Origin of the sequence: Paenibacillus polymyxa M1 (assembly GCF_000237325.1) — a bacterium.
In the GTDB taxonomy this organism is placed as follows: domain Bacteria; phylum Bacillota; class Bacilli; order Paenibacillales; family Paenibacillaceae; genus Paenibacillus; species Paenibacillus polymyxa_C.
Window position 1 is genome coordinate 412,426 of sequence record NC_017542.1, and the last position, 18,827, is coordinate 431,252.

The 18,827-nt window shown below is 43.4% G+C and carries 16 protein-coding genes; 11 read left to right on the top strand and 5 right to left on the bottom strand.

Annotated features, from left to right (window positions below; genetic code table 11):
• Positions 1-500: 500 nt before the first annotated feature.
• The 11 genes from PPM_RS01765 to PPM_RS01810 all read left to right on the top strand — a co-directional run bounded on the left by PPM_RS01765 (position 501) and on the right by PPM_RS01810 (position 12,692).
• The gene (locus PPM_RS01765; RefSeq protein ID WP_051507720.1) at positions 501-881 is read left to right on the top strand and encodes an SPASM domain-containing protein; all 381 of its coding nucleotides are present in this window, start codon (positions 501-503) and stop codon (positions 879-881) included.
• Positions 862-1,749, top strand: coding sequence for an ABC transporter ATP-binding protein (locus PPM_RS01770; protein ID WP_043885855.1), 888 nt, complete (start codon positions 862-864; stop codon positions 1,747-1,749). Before PPM_RS01765 ends, PPM_RS01770 begins: the two co-directional genes overlap by 20 nt.
• Positions 1,750-1,753: 4 nt before the next feature.
• Entirely contained in the window at positions 1,754-2,443 is a 690-nt protein-coding gene (locus PPM_RS01775; protein WP_013368991.1) for an ABC transporter permease, read from the top strand.
• The gene (locus PPM_RS01780; protein WP_013368992.1) at positions 2,440-3,585 is read left to right on the top strand and encodes a hypothetical protein; all 1,146 of its coding nucleotides are present in this window, start codon (positions 2,440-2,442) and stop codon (positions 3,583-3,585) included. Before PPM_RS01775 ends, PPM_RS01780 begins: the two co-directional genes overlap by 4 nt.
• Positions 3,586-3,648: 63 nt before the next feature.
• Entirely contained in the window at positions 3,649-4,077 is a 429-nt protein-coding gene (locus tag PPM_RS29810) for a hypothetical protein (RefSeq protein ID WP_228392882.1), read from the top strand.
• 223 nt (positions 4,078-4,300) lie between these two features.
• Positions 4,301-5,494, top strand: a complete 1,194-nt coding sequence (locus PPM_RS29815; RefSeq protein ID WP_228392883.1) for an ABC transporter ATP-binding protein — start codon at positions 4,301-4,303, stop codon at positions 5,492-5,494.
• A 419-nt stretch (positions 5,495-5,913) separates the two neighbouring features.
• Complete coding sequence (locus PPM_RS01790; protein ID WP_013368994.1) at positions 5,914-6,696, top strand: hypothetical protein; 783 nt, start codon at positions 5,914-5,916, stop codon at positions 6,694-6,696.
• 247 nt (positions 6,697-6,943) lie between these two features.
• Positions 6,944-8,458: an alpha-N-arabinofuranosidase gene (locus PPM_RS01795; RefSeq protein WP_013368995.1), complete on the top strand. Its 1,515-nt coding sequence runs from the start codon at positions 6,944-6,946 to the stop codon at positions 8,456-8,458.
• A gap of 415 nt (positions 8,459-8,873) precedes the next feature.
• A complete protein-coding gene (locus PPM_RS01800; RefSeq protein ID WP_013368996.1) occupies positions 8,874-10,769 on the top strand; it encodes an HSP90 family protein in 1,896 nt (631 codons plus the stop codon).
• Between the two features lie 24 nt (positions 10,770-10,793).
• Positions 10,794-11,855 carry a hypothetical protein gene (locus PPM_RS01805; RefSeq protein WP_013368997.1) on the top strand — a complete coding sequence of 354 codons (1,062 nt, stop codon included), beginning with the start codon at positions 10,794-10,796 and terminating at the stop codon, positions 11,853-11,855.
• 90 nt (positions 11,856-11,945) lie between these two features.
• Positions 11,946-12,692 (top strand): glycerophosphodiester phosphodiesterase, encoded by a 747-nt coding sequence (locus tag PPM_RS01810; RefSeq protein WP_013368998.1) that lies wholly within the window; start codon positions 11,946-11,948, stop codon positions 12,690-12,692.
• Between the two features lie 165 nt (positions 12,693-12,857).
• Here PPM_RS01810 and PPM_RS01815 read toward each other — a convergent pair whose 3' ends face one another.
• The 5 genes from PPM_RS01815 to PPM_RS01835 form a co-directional block, all read right to left on the bottom strand.
• Entirely contained in the window at positions 12,858-13,685 is an 828-nt protein-coding gene (locus PPM_RS01815) for a class I SAM-dependent methyltransferase (RefSeq protein ID WP_013368999.1), read from the bottom strand.
• A gap of 142 nt (positions 13,686-13,827) precedes the next feature.
• A complete protein-coding gene (galU, locus tag PPM_RS01820) occupies positions 13,828-14,709 on the bottom strand; it encodes a UTP--glucose-1-phosphate uridylyltransferase GalU (RefSeq protein ID WP_013369000.1) in 882 nt (293 codons plus the stop codon).
• Entirely contained in the window at positions 14,706-15,128 is a 423-nt protein-coding gene (locus PPM_RS01825; RefSeq protein WP_014599404.1) for a GtrA family protein, read from the bottom strand. Before PPM_RS01825 ends, galU begins: the two co-directional genes overlap by 4 nt.
• 2 nt (positions 15,129-15,130) lie before the next feature.
• Positions 15,131-16,222: a glycosyltransferase family 2 protein gene (locus PPM_RS01830; RefSeq protein WP_013369002.1), complete on the bottom strand. Its 1,092-nt coding sequence runs from the start codon at positions 16,220-16,222 to the stop codon at positions 15,131-15,133.
• 17 nt (positions 16,223-16,239) lie between these two features.
• On the bottom strand, positions 16,240-18,588 hold the full coding sequence (locus PPM_RS01835) for an ArnT family glycosyltransferase (protein WP_013369003.1): 2,349 nt from the start codon (positions 18,586-18,588) through the stop codon (positions 16,240-16,242).
• Positions 18,589-18,827: the final 239 nt, after the last annotated feature.

The following is an 18,827-nucleotide window of genomic DNA, read 5'->3' on the forward strand; positions in this document are numbered from 1 at the left end:
ACGGAGGACTTCCTAGTTTGAGCAAAAGAAGTCCTCCGTTTTTTGTGTATAAAAAAAATTCCTGGTCAGCTCATATTCATTCTTAGAGAAGTTGCATCAGGATTTTGTTTATATATGGGGAACGGAAATATGAAAAAGTTAGAATTCAGATTGAGTGTTACGAAGGTGAATAAAAGTTTCGGTCTCCAGAATCATTAGGGTATGCATTACATTAACAACGATCGGCTTTTTTCAGCAAAGTGAACTATACTTTTTTTATATTTATTTGAAAATATTTTAAAATAATAGGTTAACAAAATTTATATAATTACTTCACAAAAAGTATAGAGGGTAACGAATACATATAGTATGACAACGAACGGCACCTTGATTTCCAAAGAAATTGAAAACTTCTTATTAGATCATCATGTTTCTATTCAGATAGGTCTACATGGTGATCAAATGACGCACGATTTCAATCGATATTATCAGAACAGAAAAGGTGTGGAGCGGTCTCGCATATGCTTGCCGTTGATGTGCATGGTAATCTTTATCCTTGTCAACGATTTGTTAATGAAAAGGATTACTCTTTAGGAAATGTAAGGGAAGGGATGGATGTAAGAAAGAAGAGTGGCATGCTTAGTGAGATGCGTTTAGAGAAGAGAACTGTATGCGGAGAATGTTGGGCTAAGAATCTATGTGGTGGAGGTTGTCCTCAAGAAAATATGGTGCTTAGTGGTTCAATTAATGAGCCAGTGGATAAATACTGTAACTTTACTCGTAGTGCAATAATGGATTGTATGAAATTGTATTTACGATTAACTAAAGAAGACAAGAAAAACCTGTTCTCTGCTAAGCGGCAGCGAGAGCAACTATTGGAGGATGCCTCATTTGACAATTGATATTCAAGCTTTAAGTAAGTCATATGGTTCTCACCAAGTACTTAACGAGCTTCATTTTCACATTGATAATGGTATATTCGGACTGCTCGGAGACAATGGAGCGGGTAAGACCACTTTAATGAAAATTCTTGCCACTTTACTTAGATTCGACCGAGGGGAAGTTGAAATATTCGGACATTCTTTGAAAAAAGAACCTGATGCTATTCGTTCTTTACTAGGTTACTTGCCTCAGTATTTTGATTTTTTTCCAAATGTGACTATTTTGGAATCCATGAACTATTTTGCGGCTTTAAAAGGTATTCAAGGTAAACATCATATTCAAGAGGAGACATCACAGCGATTAATTGAGGTGGGACTTATCGATCAAGTTGATAAAAAAATAAAACAGCTGTCTGGGGGAATGAAGCAGCGCTTAGGAATTGCTCAAGCTATGTTAGGACAGCCTAAGTTGTTAATTGTTGATGAGCCTACGGTTGGACTGGACCCCAAAGAACGAATTGCTTTTCGAAACTTGCTTCAAAATTATGGAGAAGACAGGATTATATTGTTATCTACTCATATTGTTCCTGACGTTTCAAGCACATGTGACAAACTACTCGTTTTAAAAGAAGGCCGTTGTCTGTACCAAGGGGCTATAGACGATATGATTCGAACTGTCGAGGGTAAAGTGTGGTTGGTTGATGTTGGAAAGCGTCAATTGGAACAATTAAGCCAACAAGCTCGAATCACTTCCATTGTGCGGAAGGAAGGAAGAGTTCAGGCTCGATTATTGTGTAACTACCCTCCAGATTGTTGTACAGAAGTCACACCCGAAACGGCTAATCTTGAGGATGCGTATCTGTACATTTCCGATCCGGAGGAGAGTTAGCAGAATGGGACAAGTAATCAGAGCCCTAGTTCAATTTGAAGTTTTGCTTATGAAAAAGAGTGTAGTGTTTTTTATAGCACTAACGTTCTCTTGTTTTTTAATTCCTTTATTTTTATATCTAGGAGCAGGAAATAAGAATAACACGTTATGGATATTTTTGCATCATGGACAAATGTTCTTTACCATATTACTAATGCCGTTAATGTATTCTGTTCTTTATGATGGCGAGAAGCAAAAAATGATCTCTTCTGTTATTATGCCTAAATTGCCTAAAGGAGCCCAATATTTTTATTGTAAGAGTTGTGTATTATGGGGAGTGGTTTGCTTATTTCAATTTGTCGCTTTAGCTATATTTTGTGTGGTTCAATGGACGACTCATGGTAAGGCTCCATTCTTGATACTGCTTCATCTAACAGTAGCAGGTGTAGCAACTATGGGATATTCTGTTCAAATTACTGTCATATTGAACTTGCTCTTACGTAAACAACTGTATGTGAACATTGTAATGCTCGTTTACCTTTTAATCAGTATTACTATCAACTTGCCTTACATTTCAATCTGGTTTAATCCAGATTGGATTATTTCCAATTTCTTCACACAGTCGTTTGCTTTTGGGCGAGTATTCCTATTTTTGCTTATGTGGGTATTGATGAAAGTCAGTAATCATCTATGGATGGCGAGGGTACAAGAATGAATGGAATTATAGTTCGTTTCTGGCTACAGCTTTTACTTCGAAGAGAACAAGCAGTAACCTTGCTGGTTTCCTTTAGTGTGGTTCTTTTATTCAATTTAATAATGAATGAAGGTATTGCAATAACTTATAGTGTTAACTTGTTATTTGTAGCTTTTTTTTCTTTACAGATTGCGAGTATACACAATCGTAATCATACAGAACCGTATATATATATTTCTGTCTTTCCTAATTATCGTCTAATCGCTTACCAGCTTTATGTTTCTTTAATTCTTTCGTTTCCTCTCTTGCTCATGATGGTAGGACTTTTATGGAAATCATTCGCTGATGTATCATTATGGAATTTGGTTATCATTGTATTTTTTTCTAGTGTTTTTTCATCGATGTTGGGTCTCTTCCTGGGGCAGGTAGTAAAGCATTATGGGTTGGCCTTCACTTTTCTCATTGCTTTTTACCTTCCTATAGGTTTAGTTTCCTGGTCTTTTAATGAAAAGTTACGTTACATATCTCCTGTAGTGAATATATTCAACCCCTATATGATCAACTGGCGAAATCTCTTTGGACTCTTAGGCTGTAGTTTATTATTTTACGGATTAGGCACATTGTTATCCAGTCGGCGCGGAGGCGGCAAAAAGTCTATAATCCCTTGGATTAGTACGGTCCTTGCTTGTAGTATATTGATGGGCGTATGGGGATATGAGAGGCTATTTAATGAGAATGTACAGACATCGTCGTTTCAAAAAATAACTGTGGGACAAACACAAGTAGAGTATAAGGGGATTAGTTCGTATCAGGCTAGGCAATTTGCCACCCTTTTTGAAACGCTGTATCAAGTGGCTAAGAAAAAGGAGACACACCCGATTCACTATACCTTGGAAATCACCCGAATACACTCCATGTCATCGTTCGAGCCGAAAATAATAGTGCAAAATCATAATAAACTTCAAATCAATATTTATTCAAATAAGCTTTTAGAGTTTAATTTCGGAATGGATTGGGCGAGTAAGTGGATTGATTACATTTTGCCACAATTGACCCACTTGTCCAATGAGCAAGTTGATGCTTTTAAACGCCTCAAAAATGAAATTATTTTGGAAGTTAGAGAAAAAAATCCCGAAAATATCTATACAATTCAGGGTGACTGAGAGCTAAAATAGTGAGATTTCATGAAGAACGAATAATAGTAGATAAAGAAAGGGATGGAATGCATGGAACGTGAGGCAGACCATTTGAATATAAGAGCTATATTTCATTCATTCCAATATTGGCCGAAGTTAACTAAGTTACTATGGAGTACAGAACCTATCTACTTTATTATCATTATTTTTGGCTATCTACTAAAAGGAACACTCCCGATTGCTAACCTTCTTTCCATACAGTATTTGGTTTCTGAATTTGAGACTAACACGGTATGGCATAAGCTTCAAATCAGCGCAGTTTTCCCTGTAATTATCGTGATGTTTTCTAGTTTGCTTATTTCAAGTTTAATTGAATACTCTGATAAATTGTTCCAAATTTCACTGATAAATAAATTACAAACATTAATAGTATCACAAGCATCAACATTTAATCTTGCGGATTTTGAGTCCGCAAGTACACAATCAGCTCAAAAGAGTACAGAACGACTCAATAGATAGACCTATTCAGATCTATAAAGAACTCATTAATTTGTTAAGTTCCATGGTTACGTTATGCTCTAGTATTGCCATTTTAATAGCATTCAGATGGTGGATATTACTCATTCTTGTTGTTTCCCCCCTGGCATCTTTTTATTCTTTATTGAGATTCACACAAATTCAATATGTAGCCAAGAAAAAACGGGCTCCTTTACAACGTAAATCCAGGTATATTAATTACTTATTGACTAATGAGAAGTCTTTTAAAGAAATCCTATTGTATCAACTTAGTGACTACTTTACAGCAAAATATAAGGACATTTTTGATGTTTTCTACAAAGAGGATAAGTATTTAGCCAAAAAACGTATTGCGTTATATTTGTCTTTTCAAGTAATAAGTACATTATTTATAGCCATTGCTTTGATTATGATTATACAAATATCATGGAAAGAAGAATTTCTCGTTGGCAGCATTTATGCATTAGTTCAAGCAGTATTATTAGCTAATCAAAATATTAACACAGTATCTCAAGGATTGATTTCATTGTGTGATCATAATCTGTATCTAGATGAATTATTCGCTTTTTTTAACATAAAACCTAAACAAGACAGTTCTAGAATGTTGCTAAGAGAGTCAGGTATACAAGCTGATTCAACGATAGAATGCATAGAATTTAAGAATGTTTCATTTGCTTACCCAGATCAAAAAGAATTGGCTCTCAAAGATATAAGTTTTAAAATGAAACGTGGTGAATCTCTTGCTCTAGTGGGCAGGAATGGATCAGGGAAAACAACAGTGATAAAACTTTTAACGGGGTTATATGAAGACTTTGAAGGAGATATTTTAATCAATTCTATCTCGGTTCGAAATTACAATAAAGAAATGCTTTACAAGAAAGTAGGTGTTATATTTCAAGATTTTGTCCAATTTGATTTTTCAGTAAGAGAAAATATAGGTTTTGGCAGTATAGGGGATCTTGAACTTGATACCAGGATGTGGGAATCGGCGCAACATACAGGAGTAGATTCGGTAATACGAGATTTGCCTAATCAATTAGAACAACAGCTAGGAAGAAACTTCGAAGGGGGGATACAGCTTTCAGGAGGGCAGTGGCAAAAGATTGCTATATCGAGAGCGCTCTTCAAAGATGCTGACGTTTATGTATTAGATGAGCCTAGTTCATTTCTTGATCCAGAATCGGAAAAACAAGTATTTAAACAATTTCAAAAATTCGTTGATAATAGACTATGCCTCTACATATCTCATCGCTATACCTCTGTTTTATATGCAGATAAAATTTTAGTTATGGAAAAGGGTCAGATAGTAGAAGGAGGAACCCACCAAGAACTAATTGAAAATAGAGGGTTTTACTATAATTTATTTTCTGACGAAATTCATACATTCCAGAAAGCGCTAGTTATTAATGATGTACGCTAACTGTGTATTAAGATTCTGGCAAATAGTGAGACTGCGAACAGAATTGTTTTTTACCTTATGAGAAGTAGACTATAACAAAAAAGCGGAGCTTCCCTTTGAGAGGCCCTGCTTTTGGGCTTCACATTGGACATTTTCTATATGAGTTAGCCAATATTGATGGGATAGTGCACGAATCTTTCTTTTCAGTCTGTAGATGCGGGTCGTTATCGCCGTAACTGAAATATTATATTTGTCAGCGAGGAAGGACATAGACAGCGGAGGTTGCTTACATATAACAAATTGATAGACGATAAAGGACTGCTTAACAGTGAAAAAGGAATGAAGAATTTGTGAAAAGCGATGATAAAATATACAAAAACATACAAAAAAACCGATATACCTCTAGAATTACTATTTAGAAAAGAAATGGAGGTTTTAAGATGAATGTATCTTTTACATCATCTCACCAATCGTCGTTCCATACCACAGATAACAACCGACTTGAACTACGGCATCCCCTTTCCCCTCAGGCTGAAAGGAAGAGTATAGGCAAGCCGCAAAACAAGATTATTAAGCAATTGATAGAGCAGAAGCAAAATCTGATGGAGAGGCGTTCGGACTATATAAGTAATGCTCTAAAACGTGGCCTCGGTTCGGAAGCTGTAAAAGCCGAAATGGAAAAGATAGATAAGCAGATTCAACAAATTGACGAGAATATTCAGAAGCAATCAATAGAAGAACAAAAAAAAGCATTTGGAATGGATGAGGAAAGTAAAAAAGAAGCCCAGGAAGATAAAAAGGAACAATATACGCACAAGACTGCAGAGGAGCAGAAGCAAAGTCTCATGACTTATACGATGCATAGTATTGTATCAGCAAACAACCAGCTAAAGAATTCCAAAATCACTAAAAGGGCACAAATTACATTAGAAAGCGAAGCTAAAGGTTGGGAAAACACTAACCCTTCAAGATCAACTACTTTGCGTGAGAAGGCAGAAGGCCTTAATGGGAAAATTATGGAGATTGCCTCAAATATCAATGAGTGCATTAGAAAAGCAGTGAATGAGGAAGCGACGATAATAGATCGAGATGAATCAAAGGATGAGAAAGAATCAAGTATAGAGGTTGGTAGGGTGTGGACTGAACAAGAGATCAATGCCTATGTGGATTCGGCTAAAGACGAAGCTAAGAATGCAGGTGTGAAGATTAATATTGCAGTTTAATCGGACTATTATTGCTATTTAGTAAAGAGGCTATTTGCTCAATAGGTTTGTTTATAAAATGAAGTGTTCAAAAATACGTAACCAAATGCTTATCGTTTATTATTAAATAGTTAATACATATATTAAGTATTTAATAATAATATTGACTATGCTAATTACGGTGTGTTATATTGGAAGCGTTAATAAAATGGCTTGTTAATTTTAGGTACAACAAATTTTATTTTCGCATTCAGAGAGGATGGTTTAGGTGGCAGCAGCTGTAAAAGCAAAGATGATTGTAGACAAATCTTTTCGTATTGCTGAAGTCGATAAACGCATTTATGGTTCTTTTGTAGAGCATCTCGGGCGTGCTGTATATGGTGGTATTTATGAGCCTACTCATTCGACTAGTGATGAAAGCGGTTTCCGCAATGATGTTAAAGAACTGGTAAAAGAGCTGGATGTTCCTATTATACGCTATCCGGGCGGCAATTTTGTATCCGGTTACAATTGGGAGGATGGTGTCGGCCCTGTTGCATCCAGACCTAGACAGTTGGAGCTGGCGTGGAGAACAGTGGAGCCGAATGAAGTAGGAACGAATGAATTTTTTAAATGGGCCAAGGATGTTGGCTCTGAAGTAATGATGGCGGTAAATCTGGGTACGCGTGGAATTGATGCGGCGCGTAATCTGGTGGAATATTGCAATCATCCAGGAGGCTCCTATTGGAGTGATTTACGTCGTAGTCACGGTATAGAGCAGCCACATAAGATTAAAACCTGGTGTCTTGGCAATGAGATGGACGGACCGTGGCAGATTGGGCACAAGACAGCGGAGGAATATGGCCGTCTGGCTGTAGAATCTGCAAAAGCCATGAGGCTGATTGATCCTGACATTGAACTTGTATCCTGTGGAAGCTCCAGCTCCACGATGCCGACGTTCCCGGAATGGGAGGCAACCACACTGGATCATACGTACGAGGTAGCCGACTATATTTCCCTGCACCAATACTACGGCAACCATGACAATGATACGGCTAATTATCTGGCACGTTCCATGGACATGGATCATTTTATTCATACTGTCATTTCGACTTGTGATTATATCAAAGCGAAGAAACGTAGCAAGAAAAAAATGATGCTCAGCTTTGACGAATGGAACGTATGGTACCACTCCAATGATGCAGACAAAAAAATCGATCCATGGTCTGTGGCACCACCGCAGCTTGAGGATATTTACAACTTTGAGGATGCATTGTTGGTGGGCAGCATGTTGATTACGTTCTTGCGTCACGCGGACCGTGTAAAAATGGCTTGCCTGGCTCAACTGGTCAACGTTATTGCGCCAATCATGACCGAGAATAACGGAAAAGCGTGGAAGCAAACGATCTTCTATCCGTATCTGCATGCTTCCCGTTATGGTCGTGGGGTATCACTGATGCCTGTAGTGGATTCCGAAAAATACGATTCCAAGGACTTTACAGACATTCCTTATCTGGATAGCGCTGTGGTTTATGATGAAGAGGGAGACGCGCTGACTGTCTTTGCAGTGAACCGTCACTTGTCTGAATCGCTGGAGCTGACGGTGGATGTACGCAGTTTCGAAGGCTACCGTATTGTCGAGCATACCGTGCTGGAGCATGATGATCTCAAAGCGACCAATAGCCCAGCTGGAGAAAAGGTTACGCCTCATAACGGTGGCAATGCCAAGCTTGAAGACGGAATTGTAAAAGCTCATTTGGGCAAAGCCTCGTGGAACGTTATTCGTCTTGCTAAATCTCATTAATTCTCTTTCTAAAAGGAACGGACTGAGTTATATCTAAAAAGCCCGCATTCTCTCTTGTAAGGCTACTACAAGAGCAGGAATGCGGGTTTTTGTATAAAAATGAGCCATTTGTCCCTCCATCGATATAGTGCTCAAAAGGAAGAGGTAATTCCAATAAATATTAATATTTATTCCTAAATTTAACTAGGCAAAGATGATCCTTAATCACTAAGTGTTCGTGCCTCGTACATTTTTATGAAGTTAATTAGACCCAGTGTCCACACTCCTGGGTGAAAAAAGACCCTGTTATACCGTTGTCAATGAATTGATATCTGAAATGAAGGTGTGTAATCCGACTTAAATCCACGTTATACTTTAAAAGATAGCTATTCTAAATAAAAGATGGCTGTAGCATTTCGTGAAAGGAATGATCTCTATGAGTCAAACAGACGAATATCGTTTTCAAGTAAATTTGGGCGGCATGATTGATATTTTGGCCAATCATTTATATAGCAGTCCACGGGTGTTTATACGTGAAATACTACAAAATGCAACAGATGCGATCACGGCTCGCAAGGAGCTACGAAAGACTGAAGCTGAAAGTAGATCATTGAAAGAAGACAATACCCTTGAAGATACAGTTTCTGAGAGTAACGACTATGAAGGCAAAGTCATCGTAGAGCTATCCGGTGCCGGGGATCAGCAGGTATTGATGATTCAGGATAACGGTATTGGATTGTCTGAAGAAGACATTCACCGGTTTCTGTCGATCATCGGGCAGTCTTCCAAGAAGGGGGCTGATTTGCTAACCTCGGAGACTTCATTTATCGGGCGTTTTGGGATTGGCTTGCTGTCTTGTTTTATGGTGAGCGATGAAATTGTAGTACTGACCCGTTCGGTGAAGGAAGGCATCTCTATGGAATGGAGAGGGAAGCCGGATGGGACGTATACGATTCGTCGATTAGAGACTGAGCTGCCTATAGGGACGCAAATTTATTTGCGCTGTAAGCCGGGGAGCGAGTTTTATTATGAGCCAGCGCAGGTGAAAGACTCCTTATTTTATTATGGAGCCTTGCTGCCATATCCTGTCCTGCTGTCTGTAGACGGGGAGACTAAGCAGGTCAATCTTCCATCGACAAGCTGGATGCAGGACCCGGAACAATTACGGAGTCGACGCGGTGAGGTGCTGGATTTAGGCTATCGCCTAATGGGTGAGCGCTTCAGTGATTTTATACCGCTGCGGACGGCATCGGGCAGAACAGGCGGGATTGCATTCATTTTGCCTCGCAGTGTTAATCTGAACAGCAAGCGGCTGCATCGGGTGTATCTGAAGCATATGCTCGTGTCCGACAAAGCGGAAAATGTATTGCCAGAATGGGCATTTTTCATTAAAAGCCTGATTTGGACAGACGAATTGCAACCAACGGCATCTCGTGAATACTTTTATGAAAATGAGCAGCTTGATGCGGTTCGTTCCGAATTGGGAACCTGTATTCGAGAAGAACTGCTTCGCATGGCGGAATATGAGCCAGACCGCTTGCAGCACTGGATTCGTTTGCACGAGCTATCCATGAAGGCGCTCGCGGTCGAGGATGATGAATTTCTGCGGATTATGCACCGCTGGTTTTCCTTCGAAAGTACTTTTGGGCGGCGCGAGCTGAGTGAACTGATCCGAGAGGCGGGCGGGCGTCCGCTCCATTACACGGCGACCGTGGATGAGTATCGCCAGATTACGCATGTGGCGGCAGCGCAATCGATGCTGGTGATCAACGGCGGATATATCTATGATTCAGAAATTTTGGATAAGCTGCACTGGATCGACGCTACCCTGCAAACAGAGCGACTCAGCCCTGAGGATGTATCTTTATCATTTACCGGGTTGACGCAGGAAGAGCACACCAAGTATTACGATGTGCTACGTGTGATGGATGCTGCTTTGCAGCCGATGCGCTGCCGTGCTGAGTTGAAGCGTTTTGAGCCTGCGAGCTTGCCTGTGCTTTACACCATTTCACAGGATGCACTAACCTTGCGCTCCATGGAACACACAGTTGAAGAGACCACTTCGCTTTTTTCCAATGTGCTCGATAGTCTAAAAGCGGGAGTCCAGCAGAACGCGGGCTATTCGACCTTGTATTTTAATTTAAGCAACCCGGTAGTGGCGCGGATTTTTGAAGCTACCGATACACAGATGATTACGGCTGCAACAGAAATGATGTATGTGAATGCGCTTATGATGGGTCACTATCCGATGAACCGCAGTGAGCTAGGGCTGATGAACCGGAGTGTGCTGCATTTTATCAATTGGGGATTAGGGAACGGACAGAATACGTAATTGCGTAATTAAAGGAGGATTCAAATGGAAGAGACGATATATGAAATGATGGAGCAGGCGCAGGATATGCCCGGAGGGGCGGCAAAGCTGGCGATTCTGGAAGAGGCTGTTCGCCTGGCGGATACCTCAGGTTTGAAGGAGCTCGCTTATGAAATTCGGGGAGAGATTGTAGACTGTGCTATTTTTAACGGATATCCATTGAAGTCGCTGATTGCTTTTTCATGGCAGCTGGGTCAATTTGACCAAAATCCAGAGGAATACGACCCCGTTGAGCTGTTGTGGAACTATAAATGGATACTTGGAAAGGTGTGCAGTTTTCCGAATATATCAAAAACTCAAATCGAGGATCTGGTAGAGGATATGCGCAGACGTTATGCTGAATACGGGTATAATGAGCGACCATATTACTATTATAAGTTCCGCATCGCGATGGACATGGGTGAACTGGATGAAGCACGGCGGTATCTGGATATGTTCCGCGTAATTGAGCCAGACAGTATGAGTGATTGTGAAGCCTGTGAGCAGAGCCAGATGGTGCGATTCTATTACTTGACCGGAGAAGACGAGCAGGCGCTTGCCGTGGCAAAACCGATTTTATCGGGACGGATGAGATGTGCAGAAGTGCCGCATGTGACGCTCTCGCAGGTGCTATTGCCGCTGTATCGTCAAGGCGAGGTTGATCAGGCGAAGGAGCAGTATCGCAAAGGCTATCGCCTGGTTCGTGATGACCGTGACTTCCTGAAAACGATAGCAGAGCATATTGAGTATTTGACGGTTGCAAATCCGATTGAAGGAATCGGAGTGGTGGAACGTCATTTGCACATCGCATTGGACTATGAGAGCGGATTGGAGCAAATGTATTTTTACGCAGCGATGGTAGGGCTGCTGCAAAAGCTGGATACTTCGAGAAAACTTCGTTTGATTCGGATGCCTGCATCTTTTGAATGGGGCAAACAGGAACGTACGTTAGAAGAGATCATTGCGTACTTCAGACCACTGGCAGAGTCTGCGGCAGCTGAATTTGACCGACGGAATGGGAATGCATTTTATTCGAAATGGATTGGGAAGATTGTTCAACCGGCGTAGAAGAACAGGCGACTGTGGCGAATATTTTATACAGCCCAAACAATGAACGAGTAGAATATTCTTGTTTGAAATGACAGGAGGGATGATATCGTGACTATGACCCAGAAGGTAATTAATTTTGCGCATCGCGGAGCTTCCGGGGTATGTCCTGAAAATACAATGGCGGCTTTCCGCCACGCGTTGGAACTGGGAGCAACAGGCATTGAAACGGATGTGCAGCGTACCCAAGATGGGCATTTGGTGCTGATTCACGATGAGTCGCTGGAGCGCACGACAGGTTGCCCGCTGGATGTAAGAGATATCACGCTGGAAGAATTAAATAAACTGGATGCAGGCAGTTGGTTTGATGAGAAATTTCGAGGCGAGCGGGTACCGATGCTGGGTGAGTTACTGGAACTGGCACAGTCCTCGGATACCATTATTAATCTGGAACTGAAAAATAGCATTCATCTCTATCCGGGGATGGAGGAAGAGGTCATTGCCGCTGTGAAGCGCTTTGGATTGGAAAAGCGGGTGATCTTATCCAGCTTCAATCATGAATCGCTCGCGCTCTGTGCGCAGATTGCCCCCGAGATCAAGACGGGAGCGCTCTATATTGAGATTATGGTTCGCCCATCGGAGTATGCAACCCAATTCGGGGCTACAGCACTTCATGCCTACAAGCAAGTGGTTACACCGGAAGCGGTGTCCGAGGCTTTGGCATTAGGCGTTGTCTACCACCCATGGACGGTGAATGAGCCGGAGGAAATGGAGCGTCTGCTGGAGGCCGGAGTGAACGGCATCATCACAGACTATCCTGATCGGTTGGCGCACATTCTAGCTGTCCACTCTTCCTAAGAGGAAGACGCAGTAAACCTACAGCTAAGGATTGTAGGGAAGTAGATGTAGCTATGTATTAAAAGAAAAAAGACTCTCCTACGTACTCGCTTTCACGAGACAAGGAGAGTCTTTTTTTTTGGTTTGAGCCGAAGTGAATGTCATCACGACGATTTTGATTCCGTTCTACTTGATGCCGATTCTCATACGATAGCTAAACAGGATATCCAGTGTTCTGCCTTCAAAATGATTCTCAACCAGCTTCACGAAGCGGGCTATATCGTCGTCAAGCGTTCGATTGCCAAGTTTGAACAGGCTCTGAATTCCTCCCTGGCTAAGAGCGAGCCCAGTATAACGAGCAGCGTCACATTGCTCACGATTGTGGAAGACAATCTCCCGAATATAGCGGAATTGCCCGCTATGGTGCAGATTAGCTAGATGCTGATCCTTGCTCCATTTATGAGCCTGTTGCTCTACAGGAGCTTCCTGTTCCAAAACGGTATCAGCTTTGGTGATAAGCTCTGTATAAGCTTGCTCGATCTGCCATTGCAGCACAGGAGGCCAGTCACAGTCAAAGGCTGCGAACACGCCGCCTTGTGCCAAGACCCTGCCTGCTTCCTGGAGTGTGCTCTCGGGGTCCATCCAGTGAAAGGATTGAGAGCAGGTGATGACATCTACAGTGCCGTCCTCAAAGGGCAGGTTGTTGGAGAACCCGCTTTCGAAGGAAATGGTACCTGTCATTGTCGTTCCTGCTCTCTCCAGCTTGCGCTGCGCTATTCCTCTCATGTCCGGGTTAGGCTCGATGCCGACGATTCGACGAGCGGTGTCTTTCCATATGAAAGTAGAGAGCCCAGTACCGCAGCCAATATCGGCAACTAGCGCTACGTTCCGATCCAGATAGCGGCTGATGATTTCCACGACGAGTGATGGCGCTTCTGGACGGTGTTGATCGTAGTTGTCGGCAAAGCCATTGAAACGATCCACATTACTTTGCAGATTTCCCTCAGGTATCATAGAGGCTTTTCCTCCTTAGTTTCGGCCGGGCGACCGCGTAAATTCCGATGCTCTGTACTTTTACATTGTACAAGTTTATGTGCTTAACCAGCTACTTTCGTGATTTCACAACATGATTGGATTTCGGTAGGAGGAAATTTGCCTATTTTATCATTGAAGCAAGTGCCCACTCACGCATCATGGAGTCAAGCATTGGACGCAAATCTTCGCGCTGCATGCCCATGTGGAGCACTGCTTCCAGATAGCCAGCTTTATCACCAATATCGTAGCGTGTGCCCTCCAGTTCCAATGCAAGCAGTTGGTTCTGCAATGCTACTTGATGCAGAGCATCTGTCAATTGGTATTCACCGCCCGCTCCAGTGGACATGTTCTCCAATATGGAGAAAATAGAAGGCTCCAATACATAGCGACCAATGACAGCCTGCCGCGAAGGAGCATCTGCCGGGGATGGTTTTTCAACAAGTCCGCCGACTTCATGAATAAGGCCATTTTGGTGAGTGGAGCCAATAATGCCGTATTTACTTACATCCTGTTCTTCTACCGTACGCACGCCGACCACTTGCTTGCCAGTGGCTTCGTATACATCCATCATCTGACGAATCGCCGGAGTGGAGGAATTCATAATATCATCGCCCAATAACACGGCGAAGGGCTCATCGCCAATGAACTGACGGGCGCAGCGTACCGCATGTCCCAAGCCGAGCGGTTCTTTTTGACGGATATAGTGGATGACTGCCTTGCCTCCGATGCTTTGAACTTCACGCAGAAGATCATATTTTCCCTTGCTCTCCAGTACTTGCTCCAGCTCTACAGACTTGTCAAAATGGTCTTCGATGGCTTTTTTATTACGCCCCGTAACGATAATGATGCTCTCAATTCCAGATTTGATGGCTTCTTCAACGATATATTGAATGGCTGGTTTATCTACGATTGGAAGCATCTCTTTTGGTAAAGCTTTCGTAGCTGGCAAAAAACGGGTTCCCAAACCGGCGGCAGGGATAACGGCTTTTGTAATTTTTCTCATAGAGATTCACTTTCCTTTCGGGATGGGGAACCGAACACCCAGTATCGGCTCCCGATATAATTGATGATCATTCCGGCTGCGGTGGCGATCAGCTTGCCTAAAGCAAGCGGCAGCTTGGTTTCAGTGTGAAGCACTTGCAGCAATAAGGAGGTTATCCCCAATACGATGAGGTTGATGACGATAAATTTGAGTAACTGACCTTTGCTTGTGTTGTTTGCTTGTTGTTTGCTGAATGTCCATTTGCTGTTCAAAATATAACTGTTGGCTGTGCCGCAGCTGTACGAAATGATCTGCGCTACCACGACCGGCACTCCGGTCCAAGCCAGTAGCATAAAAATGATATAATCTACTCCTGTATTCACCAGACCTACGATGCCAAATCGGATCATAGGAAGCAGCTGGGCCATGCGACTTTTCATAGTTAGGCCCCACGACCGGATTTGGGTCCAGTATATACCGCGCTGTTGTCGCGTACTGTACGTCCACCCGAAATCAGACTGTCACGGGCTCCTTTCATGTACAGGGACTCGCGTTGTTCAGGAACCTTCATAGCATGTGTCGGACCGTTATCGTATTGTCCACCCAGACGCTCACGGACAATGTAGAGTGGACGTGCTTTGGTTTCGTCATAAATCCGTCCAATATATTCACCCATGATACCGAGAATAATCAGAATCACTCCGTCGAAGATCAGGCTGATGCTAATCATGGATGACCAGCCTTTCATCACATAGGAATCGGTGAAAAAGTTAAGAAACAATACATACATCAGATACAGGAAGCCGGACATGGACAAAAGTGCGCCGATATAACCTGCCAGCTTGAGTGGCTTAATCGAAAAGGATGTGATCCCGTCGAGACTGAGCTTGATCATGCGTTTTAGCGGATACTTGGTTTCGCCTGCAAGCCGCTCATCGCGCTCATATTCAACAGCAGTTTGTTTAAAACCGATCCAACTGACCAGACCGCGCACGAATCTGTTATTTTCCGGCAGACGTTTCAATTCATCTATGACCTTGCGATCCATTAGGCGGAAGTCCCCGGTGTCGACCGGGATATTAATATCCGTTGATGCTTTAAGTACGCGGTAAAAGAGGCTGGCAGACCATTTCTTGAAGCGAGTTTCACCATTGCGTTTGAGTCGTTTGGCGTAGACGACTTCATAGCCTTCCTTCCACTTGTTAGCCATCTCAACAATCAGTTCCGGCGGGTCCTGGAGGTCAGCGTCAATGACGACGACTGCCTCTCCCACCGCATAATCCATCCCGGCGGTAATTGCTAGCTGATGACCAAAGTTGCGAGAGAAATCAATCAATACAATCGTGTCATCTCTGAGACTGAATTCCTTGATGAGTTGGACGCTGCGGTCCGAACTTCCATCATTGACGAAGATCAGCTCGTAGGGCTCGCCCATTGAGCCCATGACTTGTTTCAGTCTCCGATAGGTTTCTGTAATAACGGCTTCCTCGTTGTACATCGGGATAACTATGGAATAACGGATAGGTTCACTCATTCGTAGTTCCTCCTCATTTATAATGTGATTTCGTATAAAGTACCGCTTCCGCCACGCTCGTCTCCGCCAAATCCACCTTGACCATCCTGAACGGTTGCGTTGGTGTTCGTGGTGTCGTTTCCGCTGTTCGTTGCTTTCACTGCTGTACTTGTTTCTGCTGTGGTTGTTGTTTTCCATTCATCTGTAGGGATTACTTTGCCGTGTTCTTTAATCCAAGCAGTGACTTCAGAGTTGCCGCCGTCCGGTCCACCGCCGCCACCAGAAATCATAAAGTATTTCACTTGCCCACTTTCGACCAGCGCCTTGATTTTATCGACGGTATAGACCGGATCGGAAGACACAAAACCGTTCATAATAATTACTTTTTGTCCGGCCTCGACCAGGTAAGGAGCGGCTGTTGAATAATTGCTTGCTGCGAAAAGATAGGTTTCACCTGTGTTATTTTTTTGCAAGTAGCTCAACGTTTTTTGATCTAAACTTTGGCTACCGTTCGGGCCTCCCATTCCTCTGGTACGGGTAGAAGCTTTTTGTTCCGTGTCTGTACTTGTTTGTGTGCTTGAAGTATTTCCAACAGAGTTGGAATTCTCTGCATTTTGAGTCTGGTTATTCATTTGAGTTCCTTCGGCTTGTTGACCATTGAAGCTTGCACCTCTATTGCCATCATTGCGGCCTGGCATTCCGCCACCGCCGTCGCCAAATTGAGTCGGTCCAGCTTGTGGGATCATGCTGTTCCCCCCGTAGACGATTGGTGTCAATGCCCAGTACACAGGGCCGATAAACATAGCGAGTACACTTGCGATAATGGCATATCTTGTGAACTTCTCGGATTTCATTCGTGCTACCACCAGGAGTGCTGTGCCGATGATCCCTAGGATCAATACCGCGATGGACCAGCCACTGCCGATGGTATCGTTGTAATTTTGTAGAATGAACCAGCTAAATACCGATGTTGCTAATACTGCCACGGGTAACAGCCAGGAGAGCCAGTTGGAACGCTCACGATACTGCTGCCACAATTCTACGAATCCTGCTCCGAAGAGCGCTGCAATCGGAGGTGCGAGCATAATTAGGTAATAATGATGGAAGAAACCTGCTACGCTGAAAAATGCAGCTACGGGAATCAACCAGGCGAGCCAGAAGATAACTTCTTTATGTTTCTGTGTGATATTACGGCGTCGAATACTGGCAAGCAGGCCGATGGAAGCAATGATTGCGAACGGAAGCAGCCAGCTCGCTTGGCCTGACAGGGAAGATTGGAACAACCGTAAAGGTCCCTTTTCACCAGTACCGAACATGCCGCCACCGGAATTTCCACCCGGGCCACCGCCTGGACCACCCTGGCCGTCTCCACCAGGAACGCCTTGTCCGTTCCCCCCGAATCCGCCCGGTGGCATTTGACCACCTGCACCGGGTCCGTCTGCTGTCATGTAGTTGGCACCAGAGTCATCCGTAGTGGTAGTGCTGTTGGAGGATGTAGTCGTCTGGATCTGATCCGTGTTCGTAATGTTGCTATTCGTCGCAGCGTTATTGTTTTGCTCTGAGCGTTGACCGCCACGATTGCCACCTGTTCCCTGATCTCCTGTCAGGCGAGACAGGCCGTTATAACCGAAGGCCAAATTCAGTACAGAGTTGGTTCCGCTACTCCCCATATAAGGACGTTCATCGGCCGGAGTGGAATCCACTACGACTGCCCAAGAGAGCGATACAATCAGGAGAACCACTGCCGATCCTGCCAACGTTATGGCTTTTCGTTTCCAGTTATACTTGGAAGCCAGCAGATAGAACAGGCCCAACGCAGGAACGATCATATAGGCTTGCAACATTTTTTCGTTAAAGGCAATGCCGACGACTGCGAAAGCAGCCAGGATCAGCCCGGTTTTGCTATTTTTAAGGCCTCTGAACAATAGCCAAGTTGCGAGCAATAATGTGAAGACCAACATGGCGTCAATGTTATTCGTGCGGCTAACCGCTACGGCTATCGGTGTTGTTGCCATGGCGAAGGCAGCCAAACGTGCGGCCAGTGTACCAAAGCTCGGTTTGACGAGTAAGTAAACGAGCAAGACCGATCCGACCTGAGCCAGTGCCTGCGGCAGGATCACGCTCCATCCGTGAAGTCCGAATATATAGGCGCTCAACGTCTGAATCCAGAACACCACAGGCGGTTTGTCTACCGTTACCGATCCTGCAGAATCAAGTGAGGCGAAAAAGAAATTGTGAAAACTCTGCAGCATGCTTGCTACTGCCGTCGTGTAGTAGGTGTTTACGTACTTGTCTTGCCAGATGTTGTATCCGTTCAAAAATGTGGATATCAGCATAATGATGATCAGGGGGATGTCCGCCCTGGTCTTAAACCATTTCTTAATCATGTTCATTCCACTCCCTGTGAAAGTTTCTTTGTATTTATTCCGATCTTGGCCCGGTGAACTACCGGCTTGCTATTATCATGCCAGACGTACCTTAATGGGTTCTGAGCGCTCCCTGAACGTTAGCTGAAAGCTGGGGTGAGGTGCTTTTTTTACGGCAGGATTCAGGTATATTAGATACAGGTAAAAATGAATCGACTTTTAATATGATAAAAATGAAGCAATATGAAAGGGAAGATTAA

Bases quoted from the DNA above. Each gene is read 5' to 3' on its own strand.
- PPM_RS01765 (WP_051507720.1), top strand. From the start codon at position 501: ATGCTTGCCGTTGATGTGCATGGTAATCTTTATCCTTGTCAACGATTT.
- PPM_RS01770 (WP_043885855.1), top strand. From the start codon at position 862: ATGCCTCATTTGACAATTGATATTCAAGCTTTAAGTAAGTCATATGGT.
- PPM_RS01775 (WP_013368991.1), top strand. From the start codon at position 1,754: ATGGGACAAGTAATCAGAGCCCTAGTTCAATTTGAAGTTTTGCTTATG.
- PPM_RS01780 (WP_013368992.1), top strand. From the start codon at position 2,440: ATGAATGGAATTATAGTTCGTTTCTGGCTACAGCTTTTACTTCGAAGA.
- PPM_RS29810 (WP_228392882.1), top strand. From the start codon at position 3,649: ATGGAACGTGAGGCAGACCATTTGAATATAAGAGCTATATTTCATTCA.
- PPM_RS01790 (WP_013368994.1), top strand. From the start codon at position 5,914: ATGAATGTATCTTTTACATCATCTCACCAATCGTCGTTCCATACCACA.
- PPM_RS01800 (WP_013368996.1), top strand. From the start codon at position 8,874: ATGAGTCAAACAGACGAATATCGTTTTCAAGTAAATTTGGGCGGCATG.
- PPM_RS01805 (WP_013368997.1), top strand. From the start codon at position 10,794: ATGGAAGAGACGATATATGAAATGATGGAGCAGGCGCAGGATATGCCC.
- PPM_RS01815 (WP_013368999.1), bottom strand. From the start codon at position 13,685: ATGATACCTGAGGGAAATCTGCAAAGTAATGTGGATCGTTTCAATGGC.
- galU (WP_013369000.1), bottom strand. From the start codon at position 14,709: ATGAGAAAAATTACAAAAGCCGTTATCCCTGCCGCCGGTTTGGGAACC.
- PPM_RS01825 (WP_014599404.1), bottom strand. From the start codon at position 15,128: ATGAAAAGTCGCATGGCCCAGCTGCTTCCTATGATCCGATTTGGCATC.
- PPM_RS01830 (WP_013369002.1), bottom strand. From the start codon at position 16,222: ATGAGTGAACCTATCCGTTATTCCATAGTTATCCCGATGTACAACGAG.
- PPM_RS01835 (WP_013369003.1), bottom strand. From the start codon at position 18,588: ATGATTAAGAAATGGTTTAAGACCAGGGCGGACATCCCCCTGATCATC.